General features: G+C 61.6%; 7 protein-coding genes. All 7 read right to left on the bottom strand.

Annotated elements, in window-relative coordinates; genetic code table 11:
• Entirely contained in the window at positions 1-1,443 is a 1,443-nt protein-coding gene (glgA, locus tag N2600_RS19060; RefSeq protein WP_260297130.1) for a glycogen synthase GlgA, read from the bottom strand.
• Positions 1,444-1,446: 3 nt separating this feature from the next.
• A complete protein-coding gene (glgC, locus tag N2600_RS19055; RefSeq protein ID WP_017967891.1) occupies positions 1,447-2,709 on the bottom strand; it encodes a glucose-1-phosphate adenylyltransferase in 1,263 nt (420 codons plus the stop codon).
• Between the two features lie 19 nt (positions 2,710-2,728).
• On the bottom strand, positions 2,729-4,936 hold the full coding sequence (gene glgB / locus N2600_RS19050; RefSeq protein ID WP_260297129.1) for a 1,4-alpha-glucan branching protein GlgB: 2,208 nt from the start codon (positions 4,934-4,936) through the stop codon (positions 2,729-2,731).
• A complete protein-coding gene (locus N2600_RS19045) occupies positions 4,933-7,395 on the bottom strand; it encodes a glycogen/starch/alpha-glucan phosphorylase (protein WP_260297128.1) in 2,463 nt (820 codons plus the stop codon). The genes glgB and N2600_RS19045 overlap by 4 nt, the downstream gene beginning before the upstream one ends.
• 275 nt (positions 7,396-7,670) lie before the next feature.
• Positions 7,671-8,891, bottom strand: coding sequence for a pilus assembly protein (locus N2600_RS19040; RefSeq protein ID WP_222384546.1), 1,221 nt, complete (start codon positions 8,889-8,891; stop codon positions 7,671-7,673).
• Positions 8,892-9,008: 117 nt separating this feature from the next.
• A complete protein-coding gene (locus N2600_RS19035; RefSeq protein ID WP_222294168.1) occupies positions 9,009-9,896 on the bottom strand; it encodes a transglutaminase family protein in 888 nt (295 codons plus the stop codon).
• Positions 9,893-12,310 (bottom strand): circularly permuted type 2 ATP-grasp protein, encoded by a 2,418-nt coding sequence (locus N2600_RS19030; RefSeq protein WP_017967886.1) that lies wholly within the window; start codon positions 12,308-12,310, stop codon positions 9,893-9,895. Before N2600_RS19030 ends, N2600_RS19035 begins: the two co-directional genes overlap by 4 nt.
• Positions 12,311-12,315 lie beyond the last annotated feature (5 nt).

Below are 12,315 nucleotides of genomic sequence, written 5' to 3'. Positions count from 1 at the left end.
TCACATGCCTTTCGAGACGAGGCTTGAATAGAGGGCAGCGTAGCGTTCGGCGCTCTTCTCCCAGGAGACATCCGATTTCATGCCCTGCTTTTGCAATTGGGTCCAGAGTTTTCGGTCCTGGTAAAAATGCATCGCACGGCGGATTGCCTGTAGCATGCCCGTTTCTGTCACGGGGGCAAATTGTATGCCGGTTGCCACTTTCGCCGCAAGTGCGGCATGATTGGCGTCGATCACCGTGTCGTTCAAACCGCCGGTGCGGGCGACGATCGGCACGCAGCCGTAGCGCAGACCGTAAAGCTGGGTCAGGCCGCAGGGCTCAAAACGCGAGGGGATGATGATCGCATCGCAGCCGGCCTGCATCAGGTGCGACATCGGCTCGTTATAGCCAATCGAGACGCCGATGCGACCGGGGTGACGGTTGGCGGAAGCGAGCAGCGCGCCTTCCAGCGCGGCTTCGCCGGAGCCGAGCACAACGAGCTTGCCGCCCATGGCGACGATCTCGTCGGCGACGTTGGCGACGACATCCATGCCCTTCTGCCAGGTGAGACGGCTGATGACGCAGAAGATCGGGGCGTCGTCATTGTCGAGACCGAAGAATTCGGCGATCGACCGACGGTTCTCCTCGCGGTTCCTCAGCGTCGTCGGGCCGTAATGGGTGTGGACGACAGGGTCGGTCGCCGGGTTCCAGATATCGGTGTCGATGCCGTTGACGATGCCGTGCAGATCGTCGATGCGGCTGGCGATGACGCCTTCGAGCCCCATGCCGAATTCCGACGTCAGGATCTCGTCGGCATAGGTGGGGCTGACTGTCGTGATCGCATGGGCGGTCTTCAGCCCGCCTTTGAGGAAGCCGACAGTGCCGTAATATTCGATGCTTTCGGTGGCGAAGGCATGGGCGGGCAGGCGCAGGCCGGGAAAGATCTCTGAACCGAACTGGCCCTGGAAGGCGATGTTGTGGATGGTCAGAACGCTCGGCAATTCCGGCGTCGGGTAGTAACGCATATAGACCGAGGTCAGCGCCGCCTGCCAGTCGTGGGTGTGGACGAGATCCGGCCGCCAGCCGGGCAGCAGACCGGCCGCGATCTCGGAGGCGGCAAGCGACAGGGCGGCGAAACGGCGCCAGTTATCGGGATAGTCCTTGCCGAGCGGATCGAGATAGGGGCCGCCCGGCCTGTCGTAATAGGCCGGCGCATCGAGGATGAGCAGATCGAGGCCCTCGTGCTCAACCTCGATCACGGTCGCCCGCTCACCGAGCAGGTCGGGGAATTCGAGCCTGACGACGGGGTCGCGAATGACCTTCATGACGGCGGGATAGCCGGGCAGAAGGGTCTTGGTCTCGACCCCGAAGGCTTTCAGAGTAATCGGCAGGGCGCCGGACACATCGGCCAGACCCCCTGTCTTGATCAAAGGGAAGACTTCGGACGAAACCGAAAGAACTTTCATAAGTCAGATATCCAGCTTGTCGATCATCGGTTGCGTGATCAGGCAGATGCCGCTTTCCGTCCGCCGGAAGCGCTTGGCATCGAGCTCGGCGTCCTCGCCGACAACCAGGCCCTCCGGAATGATGACACCATGGTCTATCACCACATTCTTGAGCTGCGCGCGCCGTCCGATCTTCACGTTTGGCAGAATGACCGCCCCTTCCATCTTGGAGAAGGAGTTCGCCCTGACCCCGGTGAAAAGCAGGCTGTTGTTGAGCATGGCGCCCGAGATGATGCAGTCGCCTGACACAACGGAGGAGGTGGCCGAGCCGCGGCGATCTTCGTCGTCATGGACGAATTTCGCCGGTGGGGTGATTTCGGCATAGGTCCAGATCGGCCAGGACTTGTCGTAGATGTCGAGCTCTGGAACGATCGCCGTCAGGTCGATATTGGCCTGCCAATAGGCATCGATCGTGCCGACGTCGCGCCAGTAGGGCTCGTGCTCGAAATCGGAACGGACGCAGGACTTGGCGAAGCGGTGGGCGACCGCCTTACCGTTGTTGACGATATAGGGGATGATGTCCTTGCCGAAGTCGCGGCTCGACGTCGGGTCGGCGGCGTCGCGGCGCAACGCATCGAGCAGGAACTTGGTGTGGAAGACGTAGATGCCCATCGAGGCGAGGGCGAAATCCGGCTTGTCGGGAATGGGCGGCGGATCGGCCGGTTTCTCGACGAAGGCGATGATCTCGTCCTTGTCGTTGACATGCATGACGCCGAAGCCCACCGCTTCCATGCGCGGCACTTCCAGGCAGCCGATCGTGACGTCGGCGCCGGAATCGACGTGCTGCTGCAGCATCCATTCATAGTCCATCTTGTAGACGTGGTCGCCGGCAAGAATGACCATGTATTCGACGCCGTAATCCTGGATGATGTCGATGTTCTGATAGACGGCGTCGGCCGTGCCTTCATACCATTGCGTCTCAGAGACGCGCTGGCTGGCGGGCAGAATATCGAAGCTCTCGTTGCGCTCGGGGCGGAAGAAGTTCCAGCCGCGCTGCATGTGGCGGATCAGCGAATGCGCCTTGTATTGCGTGGCGACGCCGATGCGGCGGATGCCGGAATTCAGGGCGTTCGACAGGGCGAAATCGATGATGCGGGCTTTGCCGCCGAAATAAACGGCCGGCTTGGCACGCCGGTCGGTGAGTTCCTTGAGACGGCTTCCCCTGCCGCCCGCCAGAACATAAGCCATTGCATCGCGGGCAAGTGGCTGAACGCGCTTTTCTACCATTTTCTCCTCCCACCAGTCACTAATTTTCAGGTTCAAGCATGATTGTCGCCAAGGGCGGCAAGGTAATCGAGCAGGTGATGTTGCCGCCGGCATCGACGGCCTGCACGCGCCCGCCATTGCCCTTGCCGCTGCCGCCGTAGATGTCGGCATCGGTGTTCAGGATTTCCCGCCAGCGCCCTGCGGACGGCAGGCGGATCGAGTAGTTCTCGCGGTAGACAGGGGTGAAATTGGTAATGACGGCGACCGGCTTCTGGCCTGGCGCCTTGCGCAGCCAGGCAAAGACGGAATTCTGGTGGTCGTCGGCGACCAGCCATTCGAAACCTTCGCCCTCGCAGTCACGCGCATGCAGCGCCGGCTTGCTGCGATAGGTGAAATTAAGATCGCGGACCAGGCGCCGCATGCCCTCGTGCATGCGATACTGAAGCAGGTTCCAGTCTAGTGCCTTATCTTCGCTCCACTCGCTCCATTGGGCGAATTCCTGGCCCATAAACAGCAGCTTCTTGCCCGGATAGCCCCACATATAAGCGTAGTAGGCGCGCAGATTGGCGAACTTCTGCCAGTCGTCGCCCGGCATCTTGGCGATCAAAGAGCCTTTTCCATGGACAACCTCGTCATGCGAGAGCGGCAGGACGAAATTTTCCGAATAGGCGTAGAGCAGGCCGAAGGTGAGCTCGTTGTGATGGTGCCCGCGATAGATAGGATCGCGGCTCATGTAGCTCAGCGTGTCGTGCATGAAGCCCATGTTCCACTTGAAGCCAAAGCCGAGGCCGCCTTCATGAACGGGCTGCGAGACTTTCGGCCAGGAGGTCGATTCCTCGGCGATGGTCATCACGTTGGAATTTTTGCCATAGATGCGGATGTTGAGATCCTGCAGAAAACGGACCGCTTCGAGGTTCTCGTTGCCGCCGTATTCGTTCGGGATCCACTCGCCGTGCTTGCGGGAATAATCAAGGTAGAGCATCGAGGCGACGGCATCGACACGCAGACCGTCGAGATGGAATTTTTCGGCCCAGTAGAGCGCGTTGTTGACGAGATAGGAAACGACCTCGGTGCGGCCGAAATTGTAGATCGCCGTGCTCCAGTCGGGATGGAAGCCCTTGCGCGGGTCCTCGTGCTCGTAGAGAGCCGTGCCGTCGAACCAGCCGAGGCCGTGCTCGTCGGTCGGGAAATGCGCCGGCACCCAGTCGAGGATGACGCCGATGCCGACCTTGTGGCAGCCGTTGACAAAACGGGCAAAACCCTCGGGCTCGCCGAAACGTGCGGTCGGCGCGTAAAGGCCGGTCGTCTGGTAACCCCAGGAGGGATCGTAGGGATGCTCGGTGATCGGCAGGAATTCAATATGGGTGAAGCCCATGTCGGCGCAATAGGGGATGAGGCTGGAGGCGAGCTCGTCCCAGGACAGCATCGTGCCGTCCTGCCGGCGCTGCCAGGAGGCGGCATGCACCTCGTAGATCGAGATCGGCTGCCGGCGCTTGTCGGTCTCGCGCCAGTGTTTCAGATGGGCTTCGTCTTCCCACTCCTGCTCCAGCTCGGCGGCGGTGATAGAGGCTGTCTTCGGCCGGAGCTCGCTGCGGCGCGCGAAGGGATCGGCCTTTAGCGGCAGCAATACGCCGTCCTTGCCGCGGATCTCGAACTTGTAGGCAACGCCGATCGGTACATCAGGGGCAAAGATTTCCCAGATGCCGCTGTCGGCGCGGAAGCGCATTACGTGGCGGCGGCCGTCCCAATTGTTGAAATCACCGACGACGGAGACGCGCTGCGCATTCGGCGCCCAGACGGCGAAATGGATGCCTTGGGCGCCGTCATGCTTGATAAGGTGGGCGCCCATCTTGTCGAACAGCCGCAGATGCGAGCCTTCGCGGGCGAAATAATCATCCATCGGTCCGAGCACCGGACCGAAACTGTAGGGATCGGTGACAGCCCATTCGGCATCGCCGCGCCGGGCGCGGTAACGCACCGGCTGGAGTTTGGTAAGGGAAACCGGACCGGCGAAGACGCCGTCGGCATGGAGCCGTTTCAGTTCGCCGATGACGCCGCCGTCGAGCGTCATGGCGGTCACCTCCTCCGCGCCCGGGATGAAGCACCGGGCGACGAAAACGTCGCCGGCCTGGTGCACACCTAGGACGGCAAAGGGATTGGAATGCGAGCCGGCAAGGATCGCCGTGATTTCATCTGCCGAAATTTCCCAGGAAAGCTTTACTTCAGGGATGGTTTTCGGCGTTTTCATCCGGCTCTCCAGATTTCGTCTGCATATTGCCTGATCGTACGGTCGGAAGAGAACCAGCCCATCCGCGCCGTATTGTTGATCGTCTTGGTGTACCAGGCGGACTGGTTGGTCCAGATCTGGTCGACCTCGCGCTGGGCCTGGGCATAGGCGTCGAAATCGGCGGCGACCATGAACCAATCGTGCGAATAGATGCCGTCGATCAGCGCCGTGTAACGGTTGCGGTCATCGGGCGAGAAGACGCCGGAGCTGATGGCGGCGAGCGCCTGAGCGAGTTCGCGCGATCCTTCGATGATGGCGCGGGGATTGTGGCCATCGCTGCGGACCTTCGACACTTCGTCGGCCTTCAGGCCGAAGATGACGATGTTGTCCTCGCCGACATTGTCGCGCATCTCGACATTGGCGCCATCGAGCGTGCCGATCGTCAGCGCGCCGTTCAGGCCGAACTTCATGTTGCCGGTGCCGGATGCTTCCATGCCGGCGGTCGAGATCTGCTCGGAAAGGTCGGCGGCCGGAACCATGACTTCGGCGAGGGAGACATTGTAGTTCGGGACGAAGACGATCTTCAGCAGGCCGCGCACCGACGGGTCGTTGTTGATCGTGCGGGAGACGTCGTTGATCAGCTTGATGATGAGCTTGGCATTGTAGTAACTCGGCGCCGCCTTGCCGGCGAAGAGTTTCACGCGCGGCACCCAGTCGAGCTCGGGATGCGAGCGAATCTGATCGTAGAGCGCGACGGCCTCGATGATGTTCAGCAGCTGACGCTTGTATTCGTGGATGCGCTTGATCTGGATGTCGAACATTGCCGACGGATCGAGCTTCACGCCCATGCGGCTGGCGACGAGGTTGGAGAGCGCCACCTTGTTGGCGCGCTTTACCGCCGCGAATTTCTGCTGGAAAGCCGGATCGGAGGAATGCCCGTCGAGCGCACGCAGCTTCTCGGCATCATCGAGGAATTCGTCGCCGATCGCTTCGCGGATCAGACCGGTGAGACCGGGATTGCACTGCTGCAGCCAGCGGCGCGGCGTGATGCCGTTGGTCTTGTTGTTGATGCGGTTGGGATAGAGCTTGTGCAGGTCGGCGAAGACCGTGACCTTCATCAGGTCGGTGTGCAGGGCCGAGACGCCGTTGATCGAATGCGAGCCGACGAAAGCGAGGTTGCCCATGCGCACGCGGCGATCGCCACTTTCATCGATCAGCGAGATCGAGCGGATTTCCGCATCGGAGAAGTTCTTGCCCTTGCGAGCGTCGATCAGGATCTTGGCATTGATCGCATAGATGATCTGCATGTGACGCGGTAGCAGGCGCTCGAACAGCGGCACCGCCCAGCTTTCCAGTGCTTCGGGCAGAAGCGTGTGGTTGGTGTAGGAAAAGGTATGGCGGGTGATTTCCCAGGCCTGGTCGAAATCCATCCCGTGTACGTCACAGAGCAGGCGCACGAGTTCGGCCACCGAGACGGCGGGGTGAGTGTCGTTCAGCTGGATCGCCACCTTGTCCGGCAGCGAGGTGAAGTCGTCATATTGCTGCAGATGGCGGCGCAGTATGTCCTGCAGCGAGGCCGACGAGAAGAAGAATTCCTGGCGCAGGCGCAACTCTTGGCCGGCCGGGGTGGCGTCGGCAGGATAGAGAACCCGGGTCAGGCTTTCGGCTTTGTTGCTTTCGCGGAGCGCGCCGATGTGGTCGCCGGCATTGAAGGCATCGAGCAGGATCGGATCGATCGGTTGCGCCGACCAGAGGCGCAGCGTGTTGACGCGCTTGCCGCGCCAGCCGACGGCCGGCGTATCGAAGGCGGCGGCAATGACGCGCTCGGCTGGTTTCCAGACGTAGCGTGGCTGGTCGTCATGGGTGGTGATGAATTCGACGGCGCCGCCGAAGCCGATTTCATAGGAGCTTTCGCGGCGCTCGAATTCCCAGGGATTGCCATGGGCGAGCCAGTTTTCCGGCAGTTCGACCTGCCAGCCGTCGGCCAGCTGCTGGCGAAAGAGCCCGTGGACATAGCGGATGCCGTAGCCGTAGGCTGGAACGTCGACCGTCGCCATGCTCTCCATGAAACAGGCAGCCAGGCGGCCGAGGCCGCCGTTGCCGAGTGCGGCATCCGGCTCCAGGCCGGCGATGACGTTGACATCGACGCCGAGCGAAGCGAGCGCATCGCGCACCTCCTCCATCAGGCCGAGGTTGGAGACGGCGTCGCGCATCAGGCGGCCGATCAGGAATTCAAGAGAAAGATAATAGACGCGCTTGGCGCCGGTCGCATAGACCTCGCGGGTGGACGCCATCCACCTGTCGATGATGCGGTCGCGCACCACCAGGATCGTCGCCGTCAGCCAGTCATGCGGCTTTGCCACCTTGGCATCCTTGCCGATGCGGTAGGTCAGACGTTCAATGATTTCTTCAGCGAGAATTTCCGGCCTTGAACTGCGAGGGGCGGGGGAAGGGATGATCGGCTTAGAAACAGTGTTCATCGTCAGGTCTCGCCAATTTTAATTTTGTTTCAGGACGTTATGCCTGATTCAATCAATTCGTCGCTTGTGCAGCCGACAGTTTATGCATCGTTACTAAGCACTTGCAACAAAGGATTTGGACAAACGAAAAATTTGCGAAACCTTCACATTCACAGGGGTCGAGGGGTTGATTTCAATCGCTTTTCCCGATCAGATGGGTGGGATAGCGATAACGAAAAGCCGCTCCTGTTTGTTCCGGAGCGGCTTTTTGTTCGGCTTTTCGCGGGGACCGATCGTCAGTTCGTCAGACGTGTCAGCTGCGCGGAAGCCTTCGCTCCGATCGCCTTGAAGGCGGCAAGCAGGTCTTCCATCTTTTCCGCCTGGAAATAATGCGCGTCATCGGAGGCGCAATAATGCAGCAGCGCCTGCCCGCCCGAGGGTGCCATGAAGGCAATCGTATAGATTTCGATGCCTTTCGATTTCGCGTCGTCGCATGTCTTCTTCGTCGCGGTGTCGTAGGAACGGCCGCCGCTGCTATCATTGTTATTGTCGCCGTCGGTCATGAAGACGATGTACTTCTTCGGTAGCTGCCCGGTTTTCTGCTGGTGGGCGGCGTCTTCGGCGTCATTCCCCGCAGCGTTCTTAGCCGTCAGGGACGAATAGGCCGTGTTCATTGCGCCGCTGGAGTTCGTGCCGCCGCCGGACTGAAGGGCGTTGACATAGCTGGAGACACCGGCAGTTCCCCAGGCGAGACTGCTGGCTGGATATTCAATGATATCGTAGGATACCGCGCCTGTGCGTACATATTCGGCATTGGGATCGGCGCTATTGAGTTGACCAAAAAGATTGCCGGCGGCGAGCTTCAGCGCTTCTATTTTTGTGTAATAACGCGTACGCGTGCCGGTGCAGGTGTCGTAGATTGTCTTACCGTTTTTGTTGAGGTGCTCGTTGCATTTATAGGTGAATGATTCCGTCATGACGGTGGCGGTAGGATCTCCCATCGACCCCGACTTATCGAGGGCGAGATACATCGAGATGGAACCCTGGGTTTGCGATTGGCCGCCGATCGTCGTGCTTGATGTCGAAAGATGCTGCGTGCTGAAGCCGACCGCCTGCATGAGTGGGTTGACCGCTAGGTCGTAACTTGGTGAAACCGTCACCTGGTACGATATCGACTTTCCCGATGTCGTTGTCCGGACGTCGACGCCTGTCGCGCTCTTGATATCGACGCTGCTTTGCAGGTAATTCGCCATCTGCCCCGCCACGAAATCCCGCGCAAAGGCTTCGGCCTGTGAGGTTTGGATCGTGCCGTTTGCCAGGGCGGTCGCGGTTGCCAGCGCGGCCGAATCGGCGGCTTCCCGCAACTGCTGTTTCGAGAGCAATATATCGCCCACCTGGATCGCCATGCCGGCAGCCCCAAAAAGGACGGGCAGTACGATCGCCGTCATTATACCGAAATTACCGCCACGGTCGCCAAGCATGCGACGCAGGCAGGGATGCAAAAAGGAGGTGCTCATCATGTTCACCCGTGTATGGAGGCCCTGTCGAGGTGATATTGGGCACGCTCTCCTTTCCGCCGTCCTTACGGCGTCAATGCAATTTTAACGAATCGTCGGATTTTTCCAGTTTTGGGATTATTTCAGCGGAATGACGTCGACCGCCTGGACGGCGCGGTGGCCGCCATAGCTCTTCAAGACGCCGATGACGGGGACGACATCGGAGTAGTCCCGGCCGTAGGCGACGACGATGTGGTCCATGCCGGCGGGAATGTTGTTGGTCGGGTCCAGTTCGATCCAGCCGATCGTCTCGCCGCACCAGATGCGCACCCAGGCATGCATGGCGTCCGCCCCTTCCAGCCGTTCCTTGCCGGGTGGCGGGATGGTGCGCAGGAAGCCGGAGACGTAGCCGGCCGGAATGCCGAGGCTTCTGAGAGCCTGGATCATCACATGGGTGAAATCCTGGCAGACGCCGCGCTTCAACTTGAACGCCTCGAGCGGCGTGGTGTCCACCGTCGTCGCCTCCGGGTCGTAGGTGAAATCCTTGTTGATGCGGGCGCAGAGCGCATGAGCGATCTGCATGGCCGTCAGATCAGGCGTGGCGCAGCCTCGCGCATAGTCGGCGATCTCGCGCGCTTCGGTGAGGCGCGGGCTGTCACCGAGGAAATGGTGCGGCGAATCCGGCGCCAGCGACCACATGCCTGATATCTCCTCCGGCAGGTCGGCAAGCAGCGGCGAGAAATCGGCGGCGATCGGCTGGCTTTCCACCTGCACCCGGGCCTGCATGCGAATGTCGAGCGTCTCGTGCGGCGCGCGCAGCAGGAAGGAGGTGGTGGGGTGATGGAAGAAATCGACGAAATGCGACTGCTCGTCCGGCGAGGGCGAAATGGTGATCGAGCCGGCGATCAGCCGCTGCCGATTGGCCAGCGACAGCGGCATCAGGCGCATGATGTGGCGGGCGCCGGAGGCCGGCGCGTCGTAGCTGTAACCCATGTGGAGGGAGAGATCGTAGAGCACGGCCGTCACCCGAGATAGGTTTGGGCGAGCAGATCGGAGAGCTGCTCCAATTCGCGTTCGAGTCGCTGATAGACTTCGACGCCCATGCCCTCCGGCGTCATCACCGCCAGGCCGGAGTGGAGCCGCATCGCCTCGCGGTAGAAGGGCGACATCTGGCCGTTGATCATGGCATTCGGCAATTGTTCGACCTCGTGATGGATCTCGTTCACCTGGAAGAGGACCGAACGCGGGTTGAGCGGGTCGAGCGCCAAGAGGTCGGTGACGGTCAGCCGCGCGGTGTTGACGTTATAGCGGCGGCGATGGGTCATGACGCTGTCGCCGATCTCCAGCAGCATGTCGAGCGCGCCGTCAGGCGCTTCCGGGCCTGACATGTGGCCGAGCAGGCGCGTCATGTGCAGGCCGCGTTCGATATAACGGCCGAGCGAAAGGAACCGCCAACCGGTGAAGCGGTACATGTTTTCATGCATGAGACCGGCGAAGCCTGCAAGCTTCCGCAAGAGGATTGTCATTGCGTGGCTGGCATCGTCGCCGGCAGCGACGGTGACGTGGAAGCGGCGGGCGGTCTTGGCGAGATCGTTGAGCGCCAGCCAGCCGTCCGGGGAGAAACGGTCGCGGATGTTGCTGGCCGAATAAACGGCGCTGTCGATGTTGCGCAGCAGCGTTTCCGGCACGGCGTCGGCAGTATCGATATCGACGGCCGTGAGATAGTCGGAGACATCGGCGAGCAGCGGCTGGCTCGGATCGGCAGCTTCGGCGTAACGCGCATGCCAGGCGCGCAGGATGCGCAGCGCCCCTTCGGCGCGCTCGATGTAGCGGCCGAGCCAGAACAGGTTGTCGGCCGCCCGACTCGGCAGGCTGCCCGGCATGTTGCGGGTGAAGCTGCCTTCGGCAGGCAGCAGCGTGTGGCGCTCGACCGGCTTGTCACTGACGATCCAGACATCGGCGGCCGCACCGCCGGACTGCATGGCGATCGCCGCGACATCGGCGCCGGAGCCGATGCGGGCAAAACCGCCGGGCATGATCTGCCAGCCGTTTGCGGTGCGCGCGGCGAAGACGCGCAGCGACATCGGCCGCGGCACGAGCTTGCCGTCCACCCAGGCGGGTGTGGTCGACAGCGTGACGACCTCCTGGCCGACGAGCTTCGGGCCGTCCGAACTCAGCCAGTCGGTGATCGAATCCTTGGCAGCCGCGCGCAGCGATGAGCCGAGCACGGATTCGCCGTTATCGTCGAAGAAGGGGGCACGGGAATAGGCAGGGCCGATGACCATCTTTTCGATGTTTTTTGCCACGTGCTCGCGCTCTTCCTCCTGACCGCACCACCAGGTAGCGATCGAGGGCAAATGCAGATCCTCGCCAAGCAGATGGTGACAGATGGTCGGCATGAAGGCGAGAAGCGCCCGGGTTTCAAGAATACCGGTGCCGAGCGCATTGACGATGGTGAGGCTTTCGGCGCGCAGCGCTTCCACGAGGCCGGGCGTGCCGATATGCGAATTTTGGTTCAACTCCAGCGGGTCGGCAAACGCCGAATCGAGACGGCGCCAGAGCACGCCGATCGGCTTCAAGCCGGCGACGGTGCGCACCATGACACGGCCCTTGACGACGGTCAGATCCTCGCCCTCGAGCAGCATGAAGCCGAGATAGCGGGCGATGTAGGCGTGTTCGTAGTAGGTCTCGTTGGCGGGGCCGGGTGTCAGCACGGCGATGCGGTCGTCGCCCGAATGTTTCATACCCTGTAGCGCGTCGCGGAAGGCGCCGAAGAAGGAGGCGAGGCGATGGACCGGGGTTTCGGCATAGATATCCGAGAAGGCGCGAGTCGTCGCGACGCGGCTTTCCAGCGCGAAACCAGCGCCTGAGGGAGCCTGCGTCCTGTCGGCCAGCACCCACCAGTTGCCGTCAGGACCGCGACCGATCTCGAAGGCGCAGAAATGCAGATAATGACCGGATGCCGGCTTGATGCCGGCGAGCGGGCGCTGGAATTCGGGATTGGCGGCGATCAGTGCCGGCGGCAGGAAACCTTCCTCCACCAGCCGGTTGTCGCCGTAGATATCGGCGATGATCGCTTCCAGCAGGTCGGCGCGCTGGACGAGGCCTGCCGAAAGCGTCTGCCATTCGCGCTCGTCGATGAGCACGGGGATATGCGAGATCGGCCAGGCTCGCTCGCCGGTGCCCTTGCTGCCATAGGCGCGATAGAAGACGCCGGCATCACGGAGGTAGCGGTCGGCGCGGGCGAAGCGCTCGGCAAGATCCTTTTCCGGCATTGCGCTCAGATGCGAGAGGAAATTTTGCCAGACAGGGCGGACGGCGCCATCGTTGTCGACCATCTCATCGGCGGTATCGGGATGCGGCGCATAGTCGAAGGCCGCATTCTTGGCGATGCGGTCCTCTGCCTCTTCCCTGCGCTCCACTGCCGGCTTCTTGCCCATCAAAA

The sequence above is a fragment of the Rhizobium sp. WSM1274 genome (assembly GCF_025200775.1).
In the GTDB taxonomy this organism is placed as follows: Bacteria; Pseudomonadota; Alphaproteobacteria; order Rhizobiales; family Rhizobiaceae; genus Rhizobium; species Rhizobium leguminosarum_I.
This window is presented reverse-complemented; position numbering and strand designations above follow the sequence as displayed.

Coding starts and splice junctions, on each gene's coding strand:
- N2600_RS19045 (WP_260297128.1), bottom strand. CDS start 7,395: ATGAACACTGTTTCTAAGCCGATCATCCCTTCCCCCGCCCCTCGCAGT.
- N2600_RS19040 (WP_222384546.1), bottom strand. CDS start 8,891: ATGAGCACCTCCTTTTTGCATCCCTGCCTGCGTCGCATGCTTGGCGAC.
- glgA (WP_260297130.1), bottom strand. CDS start 1,443: ATGAAAGTTCTTTCGGTTTCGTCCGAAGTCTTCCCTTTGATCAAGACA.
- N2600_RS19030 (WP_017967886.1), bottom strand. CDS start 12,310: ATGGGCAAGAAGCCGGCAGTGGAGCGCAGGGAAGAGGCAGAGGACCGC.
- glgB (WP_260297129.1), bottom strand. CDS start 4,936: ATGAAAACGCCGAAAACCATCCCTGAAGTAAAGCTTTCCTGGGAAATT.
- glgC (WP_017967891.1), bottom strand. CDS start 2,709: ATGGTAGAAAAGCGCGTTCAGCCACTTGCCCGCGATGCAATGGCTTAT.